Source organism: Streptomyces sp. NPDC042364 (assembly GCF_056437585.1).
Window position 1 is genome coordinate 183,467 of sequence record NZ_JBWKAJ010000003.1, and the last position, 15,266, is coordinate 198,732.

At 73.2% G+C, this 15,266-nt stretch carries 12 protein-coding genes; 9 read left to right on the plus strand and 3 right to left on the minus strand.

Going from position 1 to position 15,266, the window contains the following annotated elements; all coding sequences use genetic code 11:
• Positions 1-33: 33 nt before the first annotated feature.
• The 8 genes from AC067N_RS07360 to AC067N_RS07395 all read left to right on the plus strand — a co-directional run bounded on the left by AC067N_RS07360 (position 34) and on the right by AC067N_RS07395 (position 12,456).
• On the plus strand, positions 34-990 hold the full coding sequence (locus AC067N_RS07360) for an N-acetylglucosamine kinase (protein ID WP_478678288.1): 957 nt from the start codon (positions 34-36) through the stop codon (positions 988-990).
• A gap of 307 nt (positions 991-1,297) precedes the next feature.
• Entirely contained in the window at positions 1,298-2,779 is a 1,482-nt protein-coding gene (locus AC067N_RS07365; protein WP_478677929.1) for a hypothetical protein, read from the plus strand.
• Between the two features lie 35 nt (positions 2,780-2,814).
• Positions 2,815-3,852, plus strand: a complete 1,038-nt coding sequence (locus AC067N_RS07370) for a glutamate ABC transporter substrate-binding protein (protein WP_478677930.1) — start codon at positions 2,815-2,817, stop codon at positions 3,850-3,852.
• Positions 3,853-3,894: 42 nt separating this feature from the next.
• A complete protein-coding gene (locus AC067N_RS07375) occupies positions 3,895-5,220 on the plus strand; it encodes a hypothetical protein (RefSeq protein ID WP_478677931.1) in 1,326 nt (441 codons plus the stop codon).
• A gap of 68 nt (positions 5,221-5,288) precedes the next feature.
• Positions 5,289-7,790 carry a serine/threonine-protein kinase gene (locus tag AC067N_RS07380; protein ID WP_478678289.1) on the plus strand — a complete coding sequence of 834 codons (2,502 nt, stop codon included), beginning with the start codon at positions 5,289-5,291 and terminating at the stop codon, positions 7,788-7,790.
• A gap of 3 nt (positions 7,791-7,793) precedes the next feature.
• Positions 7,794-9,110, plus strand: a complete 1,317-nt coding sequence (locus tag AC067N_RS07385) for a PP2C family protein-serine/threonine phosphatase (RefSeq protein ID WP_478677932.1) — start codon at positions 7,794-7,796, stop codon at positions 9,108-9,110.
• A gap of 142 nt (positions 9,111-9,252) precedes the next feature.
• Positions 9,253-10,599: a vWA domain-containing protein gene (locus tag AC067N_RS07390; protein ID WP_478677933.1), complete on the plus strand. Its 1,347-nt coding sequence runs from the start codon at positions 9,253-9,255 to the stop codon at positions 10,597-10,599.
• 156 nt (positions 10,600-10,755) lie between these two features.
• Positions 10,756-12,456, plus strand: coding sequence for an FHA domain-containing protein (locus tag AC067N_RS07395; RefSeq protein WP_478677934.1), 1,701 nt, complete (start codon positions 10,756-10,758; stop codon positions 12,454-12,456).
• 118 nt (positions 12,457-12,574) lie between these two features.
• On the opposite strand, the gene AC067N_RS07400 is transcribed toward AC067N_RS07395, so the two are convergent.
• Positions 12,575-13,555 carry a methyltransferase domain-containing protein gene (locus AC067N_RS07400; protein ID WP_478677935.1) on the minus strand — a complete coding sequence of 327 codons (981 nt, stop codon included), beginning with the start codon at positions 13,553-13,555 and terminating at the stop codon, positions 12,575-12,577.
• 180 nt (positions 13,556-13,735) lie between these two features.
• On the opposite strand from AC067N_RS07400, the gene AC067N_RS07405 reads away from it, so the two are divergent.
• A complete protein-coding gene (locus AC067N_RS07405; protein ID WP_478677936.1) occupies positions 13,736-14,149 on the plus strand; it encodes a globin in 414 nt (137 codons plus the stop codon).
• Positions 14,150-14,165: 16 nt separating this feature from the next.
• Here the strand turns inward: AC067N_RS07405 and AC067N_RS07410 are convergent, their stop codons facing one another.
• Together AC067N_RS07410 and AC067N_RS07415 are read right to left on the minus strand one after the other, a co-directional pair.
• A complete protein-coding gene (locus AC067N_RS07410; protein WP_478677937.1) occupies positions 14,166-14,855 on the minus strand; it encodes a DUF8185 domain-containing protein in 690 nt (229 codons plus the stop codon).
• Positions 14,852-15,265: an acyl-CoA thioesterase gene (locus AC067N_RS07415; protein ID WP_478677938.1), complete on the minus strand. Its 414-nt coding sequence runs from the start codon at positions 15,263-15,265 to the stop codon at positions 14,852-14,854. Before AC067N_RS07415 ends, AC067N_RS07410 begins: the two co-directional genes overlap by 4 nt.
• Between the last annotated feature and the right edge of the window lies 1 nt (position 15,266).

Sequence of the window (15,266 nt, forward strand, 5' to 3'; positions counted from 1 at the left end):
GGCGGCGTGGCCCGCGGCCGGGGGCGGGCCGGTGTGCTGGCCGTCGACGCCGGCAACAGCAAGACCGATGTCGCGGTGATCGGGTCCGGCGGGGAGGTGCTGGCGACGGCGCACGGGGGCGGGTTCCAGCCGCCGGCCGTGGGGGTGACCGCGGCTGTGGACGCCCTCGCGGAGGTGGTGCGGGAGGCGTTCGCCGCGGCCGGGGTCACGGCGGTCGGCCATGTGTCGGCCTGCCTCGCCAACGCGGACTTCCCCGTCGAGGAGGAGCGGCTGGCGGCCGCGCTGCACGCGCGTGCGTGGGGCGCGTCCGTGGAGGTCCGCAACGACACGTTCGCCATCCTGCGGGCCGGTGTGGCCGAGCCGCGGGGCGTGGCCGTGGTGTGCGGCGCCGGCATCAACTGCGTCGGCATGCGCCCCGACGGCCGCACCGCCCGCTTTCCCGCGCTCGGCCGCATCTCCGGTGACTGGGGCGGCGGTTGGGGCCTGGCAGAGGAGGCGATGTGGCACGCGGCCCGAGCCGAGGACGGCCGGGGCTGCCCGACCGCGCTGGCGGTGACCCTGCCGGCGCACTTCGGTCTGGAGTCCGTGTACGCCCTGATCGAGGCCCTCCATCTGGGGCGCATCCCGAACCGCCGCCGCCACGAACTGACCCCGGTCCTCTTCGCCACGGCCACGGCCGGCGACCCGGTCGCCGGCTCCCTGGTCGACCGGCTGGCCGAGGAGGTGGTCTCCATGGCCACGGTGGCACTCACCCGCCTGGACCTCCTGGCCGAGCAGACCCCCGTCCTCCTCGGCGGGGGCGTCCTCGCCGCCCGCCATCCCCGCCTCGACGCCCGGGTGCGCGACCTGCTCTCCGCCGCCGCCCCCAAGGCGGTCCCCCACGTGGTCACGGCCGCACCGGTTCTGGGCGCCGCGCTGCTCGGCCTGGACCGGCTGGGCGCGGAGGAAGAGGTGCACGCGCGCGTGCGGGCCCACTTCGAAGGCCGGTGAGGCGCCGCGCCCAAGCCCCCTTGAGTCACCGCTCCACCGCCGTGGTCCGCCCCCGCACCCCTCCCCGAACACGTTCGAACCCTGCGGGAACCGAACCCATCCGGCAGGCGTATTCATGTGCGGGGGGTGGTGCGGGAAGCCTTCCGTCACGCAGGATTTCGCCCGGCGCAGCATCCAAGACACGATCGGGGAACAAGATCGAGTCAGGGCCTGTGCGGATGTCGGTCCCGGCGGCGATACTTGCGGCCGTGCACCTCTGCCCGTGTCCCGGGCGGAAGTGATGGACGGATGACCAGGGGGAGGTCGGGTGACATACACGCCGAAGGGCAGCGCGCCGCCGCCGGCACCGCCCGCGGGCCCGGGTCCGAGCCCCTCCGTGCCGCCGCAGGCCGCACCCGCGTCCAGGTCCCCGCTGCCGTCCCCCGTGCCGGACGGCGGCCCGCCCCGCCGCACGGCGTTCGCCGAGGGTCTCGACCGGCTGCGCGCCGCCGCGACGACCGAACCCGGCAGGCTGCGCATCATCGGCGCCGTACTCGCCCTGCTGGTCGTCGCGTTCGGCTCCGTCACCGCCTGGCAGATGAACGACCGCGCGACGGCCGCCGATGACGTACTGACGAGCAGCCAGCCCCTCAGCTCCGCCGCCGCCGGCGTGTACAGCTCCCTCGCCGACGCCAACACGGCGGCCTCCAGCGGATTCCTCGCGGGCGGCCAGGAGACACCGGAGTCGCGCGCCAGATACGAACGGGAGATCGGGGAGGCCGCCGACGGCCTCGCCACCGCCGCCGCGGCCTCGGAGCCGGGCTCCGAGTCGGCGAAGCGTGTCGCCGAACTGAACGCCCTGCTGCCGAAGTACAAGGGCCTGATCGAGCGGGCCCGCGCCAACAACCGGCTGGGTTACCCGCTGGGCGGCGCGTATCTGCGGTACGCGAACAGCATCATGCAGGACCGGATGCTGCCGAAGGCCCAGAAGATCTACGACAACGAGAACCGGCGGCTGCGCGACGACTACGCCGACGCGACGTCGTACCCGTGGGCCGCGATCGCCCTCGGCGCCGTCGCCCTCGGCGCCCTCGTCTGGGCGCAGCGCCGCAACTACCGGCACACCAACCGGGTGCTGAACCACGGTCTGGTCGCGGCGACGGCCGCATCCACGGTCGTCCTGCTGTGGCTGGTCGCCGGCCACACCCTCGCCCGCTCCGGCCTCCACGACTCCTACGACCACGGCGTACGGTCCCTGACCGTGCTGAACGACGCGCGTATCGCCTCCCTCAAGGCCCGCGGCAACGAGAACCTGACGCTGATCAGCCGGGGCGCGGAGACCGAGGAGACCGAGAAGGGTGTCGTCGTCGACAAGTTCGACCACAGGTTCACGGTGGAGATGAAGGCGCTCGCGTCACGGCTGGCCGCCGCCGGGAGGCTCGCCGACGACGACAAGGGCGCACAGCCCGTGAAGGCCGCCGTCGCCAACATGGAGGTGTGGCAGGACCGCCACGGCAGCGCCCGCACGGCCGACGAGGAGGGCAAGTACCAGTGCGCCCTCGACCAGGTGATCGGCGGCACGGCGACACCCGACTGCGAGGCGGGCGACAAGCCGACGGGTGAGTGCTTCGACAAGGTCGACGACAACCTGAACACGGCACTCGGGCATGAGAAGAGGGAGTTCGAGCAGGCGGCCAGGGGAGGTCTGGACGCGATGACCGGGCTCCCCGTCGGCGCCGCCGTCCTGGCCGTGCTCGGCGCGGCGGGCGCGGTGCTGGGCATCGGGCGCAGGCTCTCGGAGTACCGGTGAGACCGACGGGAGGGGACACGGTGGAAGGAGGAGCGATGGAAGCGGTACGACGCCTGCGGGCAGGCCTCAGGGGCTGGGGCGGCGTGGGCGCGATGGCGGTCCTCTGTGCCCTGACCGTGATCTTCGCCCTGGTGCTGCCGGTGAGCGGGACCCGCGCCGGCGGCCCGGCCGGCACCGGCGGCCAGGGCGTCGCCCACGGCGAACAGGCCCGGGCGGACGACTGCAAGGTCAAGCGCGACCCCCAGAACCGCAGCCTCAGGCCCTCGTCGGACGAGTCCGGCCGCACGATCACCAGGATCAAGAAGAACGGCTTCATCACGGTCGGCGTCGACCAGAACAGCTACCGCTGGGGCTACCGCGACCCGAACAACGTCGAGGGCAAGGCCGAGTTGGAGGGCTTCGACATCGACATCGCGCACCGCATCGCCGAGGAGATCCTCGGCGACGAGACGAAGGTGCGCTTCCGCGCGATCCCCACCAACCAGCGTGTCAAGGCGATCCAGGACGGGCAGGTCGACATGGTGGTCCGCACCATGACGATCAGCTGCGACCGGATGAAGGACGTCGCCTTCTCCCAGCCGTACTTCAGGACCGGCCAGCAGGTCCTGGTCCCCAAGTCCTCGACCGTCAAGGGCTATGACAAGACGCTGGCGGACAAGAGGATCTGCTCGGCCAGCGGCTCCACCGCGCTGGAGACCCTGAAGGCCGACCAGGACTCGGGCAGGCTCGTCGCGTCCGCCGACATCACCTCCGTCAACCCGCCCAACCAGCTCGACTGTCTGGTGAGGCTCCAGCTCGGCGAGGTCGACGCGGTGGTGACCGACGGGGCGCTCGCCGCGAGCCAGGCGGCGCAGGACCCGACGGTCAAGCTGATGGGCACGCCGTTCACCACGGAGTACTACGGCGTGGCGATGAATCTCGAGGCGGAGGATCTGGTACGCCGGGTCAACCAGGTTCTGGAGGACTACCTCAAGGACGGCTGGCAGAAGTCGTACGACGACTGGCTGTCCGCGACCCTGGGCGACGACTCGACGGGGTCCCGTCCACCGGCCGGCCAGAAGTACCGGGACTGACAAGGCAAGTTGACCGACACCGACAGCAGCGAGAGGTGATCGATGGGCGTCGCGGGATCCACCGGGCCGGTGATGGACCGGGACGAGGTGGACCGTGCGCTGGCGCGGCTCGGCGCTGAGCACGAGGCCATCGAGACCTCGCTCCTCGCCCTCCAGGACCACGCGGGCCGCAGACTGCTCGAGGGCGCAGAGCTGACCGGTGTCACCAAGGAGCGCTGGGAGTCCACGGAGGCGTCGATCACCCTGCTGTGGGCGTACTTCGACGCGTACTCGGACGCGCTGCGCAGCGCCCGCGAGATCCGTTCGCGCCGCCGCTGGTCCAGCCGTGAGGACCTGGTGGAGCTGACGGAGCTGCTGCGCGGGGAGGCCGTGACCGTCGCGGGCTCCACGACCGCCATGGCGAACGCGCCGGCGCTCCGGGGAAACGGCCGGCTCAGCGAGCAGTTCTCCCTGTCCGCTCTGGTGGACCGGATGAACGGCCTGTACGCGTCGTCGCTGGACATGGTCGTCGCCGCGGACGCGGTGTGGTCCGCGCTGCCCGCCCGGATCGATTTACTGGCCGCCGAGCTCCAGCGCACCCGCCAACTCGCGCACTCCGTGGGCGTACGCCCCGGCGAGCACCCGGCGGGCGACGACCTGGAGCGGATCACCCGCACCCTGACCAGGCTGCGCGAGGAGGTCATCTCCGACCCACTGGCCTACTGGCTGCCGGCACCGGGGAGTTCTGCTCCCGGCGGCGGCCGCCCGGACACCTCGACGTACGACCGTGAGGCGCGCGCCCTGGACGACGTACGGCGGGAGATCGAGGCCGTACTGACGGTCCGGCAGGACGCGGAGGCGCGGCTGGTGAAACTCCGGGACGTGCTGAGCCGCGCGGACCGTACGCTCGCCGAGGCGCGCAGCGCACGCGGTGAGGTACTGGCGAAGATCGCGGCGACGGAGGTGCCCGTGGTGAGCGGTCCGCCGACGGTGCTCCAGGAGCAGTTGGCGCTGGCGGCCGAGTACCGCAGACACGGGCAGTGGCACCGTCTGTCCCCGCTCCTGGAGTCCCTGGAGCAGAAGGCGGACGACGAACTGCTGCGGGCCCGCGAGTCGTTGACCGCGGTGACCGCGCCGCTGGCGGTCCGCGCCGAGCTGCGCGGGCGGCTCGACGCGTACAAGGCGAAGGTCGCCCGGCACGGCCTCGCGGAGGACTCGCTGCTGGTGGAACGGTACGACGCGGCGCGTCGCATGCTGTGGAGCGCGCCCTGCGACCTGCGCGTCGCCGAGCAGGCGGTGCTGCGCTACCAGCACGCGGTGGCGGAGCTGCTGGGCGCGCCGGTGGCCGGCCGGCCGGAGCCCCAGGACCGGGCAGGGGAGGAAGCGTGAGTCAGCCAGGCGGAGAGGGTCAGCAGCAGTCGTGCCAGCGGCCCGGTTGCTCGGGGTCGTACGAGGACATGGGCGGCGGCGAGCTGTACTGCGACACCTGCGGTCTGGCGCCGGTCGTCTCGGCCGGCGGCATGGTCTCCTCCCCGGCCACCGGCATCACCGGGGGCCGGGGCTCGCGCGGCTCGGGTTCCAGTTCGCGTTCCTCGCGGTCGTCCGCGCGCTCCGCGCAGTCGCGGCGTTCGGTCTCGGGCCGGCTCTCGCGCGCGCTGTCGGGCGCGTCGACGGGCCGCTCGGTGTCGGTGCGCAGCTCGGGGAAGACCACGAGTTCCTCGGGGCGGGCCCGGCTCGGGGTGGGTCTCGTCCAGGTGCCGGACGTACCGCGCCCGGACCCGCGCTCGATGGTCCTGGAGACCGCCGAGGTCCCGGAGCGGAAGCGGTTCTGCTCGCGTTCGGACTGCGGTGCGCCGGTGGGGCGGGCCCGCGGCGACCGGCCGGGACGCACGGAGGGTTTCTGCACCAAGTGCGGCCACCCGTACTCGTTCGTGCCGAAGCTGCACGCCGGTGACATCGTGCGCGGCCAGTACGAGGTCGTGGGCTGTCTCGCGCACGGCGGTCTGGGCTGGATCTATCTGGCCATAGACCGCGCGGTGTCGGACCGCTGGGTCGTGCTGAAGGGTCTGCTCGACACCGGGGACCAGGACGCGATGGCCGCCGCGATCTCCGAGCGGCGCTTCCTCGCCGAGATCGAGCACTCCAACATCGTCCGCATCTACAACTTCGTCGAGCACCTCGACCAGCGCACCGGCTCGCTGGACGGGTACATCGTCATGGAGTACGTCGGCGGCAAGTCGCTGAAGGAGATCGCCAACGGCCGCCGCACCCCGGACGGGCGCCGCGATCCGCTGCCGGTCGAGCAGGCCTGCGCGTACGGCATCGAGGCGCTGGAGGCCCTCGGCCACCTCCACAGCCGCAACCTGCTGTACTGCGACTTCAAGGTCGACAACGCGATCCAGACCGAGGACCAGCTGAAGCTGATCGACATGGGCGCGGTACGCCGGATGGACGACGACGAGTCGGCCATCTACGGCACGGTCGGCTACCAGGCGCCCGAGGTCGCCGACGTCGGCCCGTCCGTGGCCTCCGACCTCTACACGGTCGCCCGTACGCTCGCGGTGCTGACCTTCGACTTCCAGGGCTACACGAACGTCTTCGTGGACTCCCTGCCCGACCCGGACACCATCGAGGTCTTCCGCCAGTACGAGTCCTTCTACCGGCTGCTGGTCCGGGCCACCGACCCCGACCCGGCCCGCCGGTTCGCCTCCGCGCAGGAGATGTCGGAGCAGCTCACGGGTGTGCTCCGGGAGGTCGTGTCCCTCCAGACGGGCCGCGCCCGCCCGGCGCTGTCGACGCTCTTCGGCCCGGAAGTGAAGGTCACGGACACGGAGTTGTTCGCGACGCTGGACGGGGACGTGTCCCGCCTGGGGACGCGGCCGGTGCCGTCGGGGAGGGTCCCGAGGCCGAGCAGGGCGGCCGCGGGGAACGGAGGTTCCGCCTCCGGTACGCCTGCCCTACTCACCGCCGGCCCGCACCTGCCCGCCTCCACACGGCTCACCAAGCCCCTGGACACCGCCGCCGCGGCACTCGCGCTGCCCGTCCCGCGGGTGGACCCGGGGGACCCGAACGCCGGGTTCCTGGCCGGCCTCATGACCTCCGCCCCGAGCGAGCTGATCACGGCGCTGCACGCGGCGCCCACCGGCTCGCTGGAGCTGCGGCTGCGCGAGCTGCGGGCCCGCCTGGAGATGGGCGAGTTCACCATCGCGCTGGCCACGCTGGACGCCCTGGAGCGGGACCACCCCGACGACTGGCGGGTGGTCTGGTACCGGGGCGTGGCCGCGCTCGCGACCGGCGACCACGAGAACGCCGCGCTGTCCTTCGACGCGATCTACGACGCCTTCCCGGGCGAGCCGGCCCCCAAGCTGGCCCTGGGCCTGTGCGCGGAGGTCCTCGGACAGCTCGACAACGCCGCCGAGTACTACCGGCTGGTGTGGACGACCGACCCCGGCTTCGTCAGCGCCGCGTTCGGGCTCGCCCGGGTGCGGCTGACCGCCGGGGACCGGCAGAACGCGGTGCTCGTCCTGGAGTCCGTGCCGGAGGCGTCCATCCACTACACCGCCGCCCGGGTCGCCGCCGTCCGGGCGCGGCTGAGACACCGTACGGAGCCGGCGCCCGCGTCCGGGGCCGCCCCGGGCGCGCCGTTCCTGGACGACCTGACCGCCGCCGCGGGCCAGGTCGAGGCGCTCGGCGGGTACGGTCTGGACGCGGTGCGCCGCGAGCAGTTGTCCACAGAGGTCCTCGGCTGCGCCCTGGACTGGGTACTCTCCGGTAGCCAGGGTTCCGTACCCCCGGCCGGCGGCGAGCGGACGCTGCTCGGCAGCGCACTGGACGAGCGTGGCCTCCGCTTCGGACTGGAGCGGGCGTACCGCACGCTGGCCCGGCTCGCGCAAGGCGGCGAGGAGAGGATCGACCTGGTGGAACGTGCCAACCGTTACCGCCCCCGGACGTGGGTGTAGTTCATGTCGCAGATGCCCCAGCCGACCGCGCTGACGAAGTGCCCGATCTGCGAGTGGCCCCTCGCTTCGGACGACCGCTTCTGCGGTGCGTGCGGCCATGACCTCTCGGCGGTGCCGGCACCGCCGGAGGACCACCCGACGCTCACGATGAACGGGACGGCCGGCGACGTGCCGGACGGGGCCGCGTCCGTGGCCTGGCCCGTCGCGTCCGAGCCCGGCTCCGACACGCCCCCGCCGGTGGTCCGCCCCACCGACATCCCGGGCACCGACTCCGGCGGCGGCGAACTGTCCGGCCCCGGCCGCGGCGTACGTTTCGACCGGCCCAGCGAGCCCGACGAGTACCCGCTGGCCGCGCCCCTGCCGCCGGACCCCCGCGCCACCGACCTCGCCACCCCGCCGGCCGGCATGAAGCTGTGCGTGGCCTGCCGCGCGGGCCATGTCGACCGGGACGGCTACTGCGAGAACTGCGGGCACGCCCAGCCGCGTGAACGCGACCACATGGAGCAGGAACTGGGCGCGGTCGCCGCGGTCAGCGACCGGGGGCTGCGCCACCACCGCAACGAGGACGCGTTCGCCGTCTCCACGACCGCGCTGCCCGACGGTTCCCCCGCGGTCGTCGCGATCGTCTGCGACGGTGTGTCCTCCGCGACCCGCCCCGACGACGCCTCGCTCGCCGCGGCCCGCGCCGCCAACGAGACGCTGCTGGAGTCCCTGCCGCGCGGCACGCACCCGCAGCAGGCGATGCACGACGCGATCGTCGCCGCGTCCAAGGCGGTGAACGCCCTCGCCGAGGAACCGGAGACGGCCGAGGAACACGCCCCGCACCAGAACGCGCCGGCGTGCACCATCGTCGGCTCCGTCGTGACTGCGAATCTGCTCGTCGTCGGCTGGGTCGGCGACAGTCGCGCCTACTGGGTGCCGGTGGACCGCGGGGCTCCCTCGGCCAGGCTCACCGAGGACGACTCGTGGGCCGCGCAGATGGTGGCGGCGGGGCTGATGAACGAGGCCGAGGCCTACGCCGACGAGCGCGCCCACGCGATCACGGGCTGGCTCGGCGCGGACGCCTACGAACTGGAGCCGCACACCGCTTCCTTCAAGCCCGACCGGCCGGGTGTGGTGGTGGTGTGCACCGACGGGCTGTGGAACTACGCGGAGGCCGCCGAGGAGATGGCCGAGGCCGTCCCCCTCGACGCGGCCCGGCGCCCACTGCACTGCGCACAGGTCCTGGTCGGCCGGGCCCTGGACGGTGGTGGCCACGACAACGTAACAGTGGCCGTCCTGCCGTTCCCGGCCCCGTCCCAGGGGGCAGGATCGGCCTGAGGACGCTCGCGGGGCGGGGACTCGCGGGCGCCTCGGCGGCCGGACGGGAACGGCCGGCGGACCGGAGGGGACCGGTCCGTGCACAGGCACGCACAGTCATCACCCCACGTGCTGTGGGGCCGCTAGGGGGATCAGAGTAGGCATGGCCAATTTCTCGAAGTCGAACGTGCCGCAGTTCTCGGTGGACGTGTACCAGAACGAGTACCTGCCGGAGGGCGGCCGCGAGGTCAACGCGATCGTGACCGTGAGCGCGACGGGCGGCGGCACCGTCGGCAACGCGGTCACCGCGCCGCACCTCTACACGCCCGGCCAGGGCCCGTCCGCCGCTGTGGCGATCATGGTCGACTGCTCGGGGTCGATGGACTACCCCCCGACCAAGATGCGCAACGCCCGCGACGCCACGGCCGCCGCGATCGACACCCTGCGCGACGGAGTCCACTTCGCGGTGATCGACGGCACCCATGTGGCCCGTGAGGTCTACCCCGGCGGCGGGCGGCTCGCCGTCGCCGAGCCCGCCACCCGGGACCAGGCCAAGCAGGCGCTGCGCAGGCTCAGCGCGGGCGGCGGGACCGCGATCGGCACCTGGCTGAAGCTCGCCGACCGTCTGCTTGCCTCCGCCGACGTCGAGATACGCCACGGCATCCTGCTCACCGACGGCCGCAACGAGCACGAGTCTCCCGAGGATCTGCGGGCCGCGCTGGACGCCTGTGCCGGACGGTTCACCTGTGACGCGCGTGGAGTGGGCACCGACTGGGAGGTCAAGGAGGTCACCGCGATCGCCTCGGCCCTCCTCGGCACCGCCGACATCGTCGCCGACCCGGCCGCCCTGTCCGCGGACTTCACCCAGATCATGGAGGCGACCATGGGCAAGGAGGTCGCGGACGTCGCCCTCCGGCTGTGGACGCCGGTCGGCACGCAGATCAGGTTCGTGAAGCAAGTCGCCCCCACCGTCGTGGACCTGACGGACCGTCGCGCCGAAGCCGGCCCGCGCGCCGGCGACTATCCGACCGGCTCGTGGGGGGACGAGTCCCGTGACTACCACGTGTGCGTCGAGGTCCCGGCCGCGTCCCTCGGGCAGGAGATGCTCGCGGCCCGTGTGTCGCTGGTCGTTCCGCAGCCCGACGGCGGCGCGCAGAACCTCGGCGCCCAGGGTCTGGTGAAGGCCGTGTGGACCGACGACATGGCCGCGTCCACCTCGATCAACCCCCAGGTCGCCCACTACACCGGCCAGGCCGAACTGGCACAAGTCATCCAACAGGGTCTGGACGCCCGCAAAGCGGGTGATATCGACGGAGCGACGGCCAAGCTGGGGCGGGCTGTCCAGCTCGCGAGCGCGTCGGGGAACGCGGATACTGCGAAACTGCTTGCGAAGGTGGTGGACGTGGTCGACGCGGCGACAGGTACTGTGCGACTGAAGGCGAAGGTCACGGAGGCCGACGAGATGACGCTCGAGACCCGGTCCACAAAGACTGTTCGTGTAAAGAAGTAGTAGAAGAGACAGCCGAGAAGTACCGGAATACCGAGTAGTACCGCTGCGAGAGCGCCTGGTTCCCCACCCGGGGGTCCGGACACCATCGGCCATACCGGCCCGTTGCGGCCACAGGACCCGGCCCGAGGGCCGGAAAGGAGAGGGGGAAGCGCCGACATGCCGACCTGCCCGAACGGACACCAGTCGGGTTCCGACGACTGGTGCGAGGTCTGCGGTCACCGTATGGCCGGTGCCGTGCCCCCGCCGCCGCCACCGCCGCCCCCGGGCGCCGGTTACGGATACCCGCCGCCCGGCTCGCCTCCCCCGCCTCCGGGCGCGGGCGGCCCTGGCGGTCCCGGACGCCCGCACCTCGCCGAGCCGGAACTCTGCCCGCAGTGCCGCACGCCCCGCGAGGGCGGCGCGCCCTTCTGCGAGGAGTGCCGGTGGAACTTCCTGACCAACACGGCGACCACGTACACACCGGCCGCGCCGCGCCCGTCGGCACCCGGCCCCGGGCCCGGTGGACCGGGCCCTGGCGGCTCCGGTCCCGGTGGTCCCGGTCCCGGTGGTCCCGGCCAGGGCCCGGGCGGGAACCCGGCGCTCCGCTTCCAGCAGCCGCCCCCGCCCTCCTACGGCGGCGGTGACGCGTACGACTACCAGAGCTCGCGCCCCTCGCAGATGAACCGTCCCGCCGAGCCCATCCCCCCGGGCCCGCCGTACGGCTCCGAGCCGGGGCCGGGAAGGCCTGGTGGACCGGGTGGTGGTCCTGGCCGCCCCGGTGGGCCCGGCGGCCCCGGCGGTTCCTCGGAACCCGGTGGTCCCGCTCGGCCGGGCGGCCCGTCCGGCTTCGGTGGCGGGCCTTCGGGTCAGCCCGGACAGCCCGGCCCCTCCGCGTTCGGCGGCGACCCGTCGCGTCCCGGCCCTTCGGCCTTCGGCGGCGCCCCCTCACGGCCGGTTCCGCCGCCGCCCGGGCCGACCCCGGGTGGACCGGGTGGACCGGGTGGTCCCGGTCTGAGCAGCCCCGGGGGCCCCGGTCTCACGGGGCCAGGAGGCTTCGGCGGCCCAGGCGGCCGTGGTCCCGGTGGTCCGGGTGGGCCCGGCCCCGGTGGCGGCCCCGGTGCCGGTGGGGCACCCCAGGCGTTCCAGCAGCAGGGCCCCCCGGCTCCCCCCGCCTTCCCGCAGGAGACCGGACGCCCTCAGCCGGGCGGTCCCGGTGGCCCTGGCGGTCCCGGTGGGCCGGGCGGCCCGGGTCGTCCCGGTGGGCATCCGCAGTCGGGTGGCCCCTCCTTCGGAGGCGACGACGACTGGGTGATCTCCCCGCCCTCCTCGGCCGGCCCAGGCGGCTCCCGCGGCCCGGGCGGGCCTTCGGGTCCCGGCGGCCCCGGCGGTGCGGGAGCGCGCCCCGGCGGCTACGGCTACCCGCAGCCCGCCGTCACCCAGGCCCCGCCCGGCACCTCGTACCCGCAGGCACCGGCGACCTGGAGCGCGACCATCGGTCCGGACCGCGAGTACTTCATGGCGATGATGCAGCGCTCGGGCCCCGAGGCCGCCGGTCTGAACCTGCCCGCGTACTCCCCCGAGCAGCGGCGCACCCTCACCGGCAACCAGATCACCATCGGCCGCCGCCGGCACTCCACCGGCGACACCCCCGACATCGATCTGTCCGTGCCGCCGGAGGACCCGGGTGTCTCGCACCAGCACGCGATGCTGGTGCAGCAGCCGGACGGCACCTGGGCGGTCGTCGACCAGAACTCCACCAACGGAACGACGGTCAACGGCTCCGAGGAGCCCATCCAGCCCTTCGTGCCGGTCCCGCTCCAGGACGGCGACCGGGTCCACGTGGGCGCGTGGACGACGATCACGATCCGCCGGGGCTGAACAGCGAGGACGGGATGACCGGGGCCGGCCGACCTGTTCGGCCGGCCCCGGTCGACCGGCCCCCCGTTCGACCGGCGCCGTTCGACCGCCCGGGGCACCGCCGGCCCGGTCCGGGTGCTCACCGCAGAGGCCAGGCGTACGGCCCCTCCGGGTCGTCCAGCCAGGTCCATTCCCGGTCTCCGCTGACGGTGATCCCGTAGCGCTCGCGCGACGGCATGCCCTCGCGCTGCCACAGTGCGAGCGCCTCGTGCGGGTCGAGGCTGCCCTCCGTCAGGGTCAGCAGGAACCGGAAGAGCTCGTGGTCCCGGGCCTGCCGCGGCAGCCCGCCCAGATGCGGGTGCACGCCCTCCGGCTCCCCGCTGCCGCGCAACGGCACGAAGTACGCCGCCGTGTGCAGGAACCGCCCCTCCGCGTGCTCGGCGTCCGCCACACGCAGCCCCACCAGTCCCGTCGCCATCGGGGTCAGGATGCGTCCACCGGGCACGCACTGGGCGAGCCAGGCGCGCGGGATCGAGTGGAGCGTGCAGGTCGCGATGATCCGGTCGTACGGGGCATGTTCGGGCACCCCACGCGCCCCGTCCCCGGTGACGACGGCCGGGTGGTACCCGGCGGCGTGCAGATGGGTTCGCGCCGCCTCCGTGATGTCGGCGTCCAGGTCGACGGTGGTGACCAGGTCGTCGCCCAGCCGGTGCGCGAGCAGAGCGGCGTTGTAGCCGGTCCCCGCGCCGATCTCCAGGACCCGGTGGCCGTCCGCCACCTCCAGCTCGGCCAGCATCTGCGCCATCAATGAGGGCTGGCTGCTGGAGGAGATCAGCTTCCCGTCCCGTACCCGAGTGGCCAGCGGGGCGTCCGCGTACGCGCCCCGCACCCATCGCTCGCGCCGCCTCGGGTCGCGCTCCTCGCCCCACAGCCGCTCGAAGCCGCCCACGACTCCGACGTAGTAGTACGGGACGAAGAGATGCCGCGGGACCGCCTCGAACGCTTCCCGCCAGACCGGGTCGGCGTCCCAGGCCCCGCTCCGGTCGATCTCGCGCACCAGCGCCGACCGCGCCTCCGCGGCGATGCGTTCCAAGTCGTGGTCCACAGCGTGCGTGCCCATGTCTCCACTGTGCTGCCGGACGCCCCCGGAGGCGAGTGTCACAGCACACGGGTCCGGAATCCACCGGTCCCCGCCTGTGTCTGTCACCCGGAAGGCGCCGCAGGGCCGGGCGCGGTGCCCTCAGGCCCCGGAATCTCCATGGTCCTAAGCCTTGAGTCCTCCGTCCCCCTGTCTGAGACCATGGGACACGTGAAAGAGATTCGGCGCGGCACGCTGCAGGAGCAGACCTTCTACGAACAGGTCGGTGGCGAGGAGACCTTCCGGCGCCTCGTGCGCCGCTTCTACGAGGGGGTCGCCGAGGACCCGATCCTGCGGCCCATGTATCCCGAGGAGGATCTGGGCCCGGCGGAGGAGCGCCTGGTGCTGTTCCTGATCCAGTACTGGGGCGGCCCCACCACCTACAGCGAGAACCGCGGCCATCCCCGTCTGCGGATGCGCCACGCCCCGTTCACCGTCGACCGGGCCGCGCACGACGCCTGGCTGAAGCACATGCGCGTCGCGGTCGACGAACTGAACCTCTCCGAGGAACACGCGCACACGCTGTGGAACTACCTGACGTACGCGGCGGCCTCGATGGTGAACGCTCCCGACTGAGCCCTTGAGCGGGGGGTCAGCGGACGCTGACCTCCAGCGCGCCGAGTCCCGCGCGCCGTACGGCGATCGACCCGTACGGCGTGCGCAGGCGCAGCCACGCGCCCGACGAGAACAGCACCGGCTCCTGCTCCTCGGCCGGCCGTCCCTTCGCAGGCCGCAGGAAGCCGAGCGACTGGGCGGCGTGCGCGGCCCGGACGGGCAGGGCGGTGTCCCCGATCGGCCGGGACCAGATCTCCCTGCCGATCCTGTCCAGTTCGGCCCGGGTGCGCTGCTCTGGCCCCAGCTCCCGCGTGCGGGAGCGGAACTCGGCGACGGCCTCGGCGACCCTGGCCCGTACCGCGTCCTGGGCGGGCAGCCCCGGCTCACGGCGCCAGCCGCCGCGCGGGGGCAGCACCCCCGCCCAGGGCGGCCCGGTGACGGCGGCGGGCACGTGAGCGGTGGCCGCCGACTCGTCGATCGACTCCAGCAGTTCACCGGCCGACACGGTCACGTCGAGCGTGACGTCCAACCCGTTCTCGTACGGCTTCGCCAGCCGTACCGCCCGGATCGCCAGCACCTCGAAGGACGGCGGCCTGCCGAAGACGGCGAGTGCGGTGCCGGCGGCCTGGAGACGCACCGCGGCACCGCGGTCGTAGTGGAGCAGCCGGGAGAGGAAGGCCGCGAGGTCCGCCGCCTCCCCCTCGTCGGCGAGGTGGAGCACCGTCATGCGGCGACGGCCCCCTCCTCGGCGTCGTCCCGGTACTCCTCCAGGAACTCGCGTTCCTCCGCCGTGAGCCGACGGGGCCGCTGGGCCTCGAAGTCGAACGGCACTATCACCGTGGAGGCCGTGACGTAGACCTGCTCGGGGTCCTTGACCTCGTAGCTGATCGTGAAGGATGCCGCTCTTATCTCCGTGATCCACAGCTCGATGTCCACCGGCTTGTGCCGGTGGACGAGCTGCCGCCGGTAGTCGATCTCATGGCGTGCCACCACGGACCCCTGCTTGAAGTCCTTCTCCGGGCGGAACAGGAAGTCGATACGGGCCTCCTCCAGGTAGCGGAGGAAGACCACGTTGTTGACGTGGCCGTACGCGTCCATGTCCGCCCAGCGCAGTGGGCAGCGGTAGATGTGCCGCAAG